Raw genomic sequence first — 281 nt, forward strand, 5'->3', positions numbered from 1 at the left:
TCCGCAAGAGGCAATTCGCAAACGACAATTGTTCACCATTCATGGTCTTTGCGGAACTCGCAGCATAATTGCGCCCGGAGATACGCCTGCCTTTAACCCGCTGAAAATTTGCGACACAACCATAAAAACCCTGAAACTCACCGGCGATTGATGCACCAACGCCGCAGCGCGCTTGACGTCTGGCTGCGAAAGCGCGGCTGGACTTTCAAAAAAAGACCGCACATGCACTGGAGCAGGACCGTCCTAACCTCCTGAAAGGTCGTCAGGACTGGTTCGACGGC

Annotated in this window: 1 pseudogene; it reads left to right on the forward strand. The window is 54.1% G+C overall.

Annotation, left to right across the window (positions count from 1 at the left end):
• Positions 1 to 162 precede the first annotated feature (162 nt).
• Positions 163 to 281: pseudogene (locus ACS5UA_RS22935) on the forward strand (IS630 family transposase); the annotation flags it as partial.

Origin of the sequence: Brucella sp. RRSP16, assembly GCF_052246815.1 — a bacterium.
Lineage (GTDB): Bacteria > Pseudomonadota > Alphaproteobacteria > Rhizobiales > Rhizobiaceae > Brucella > Brucella intermedia.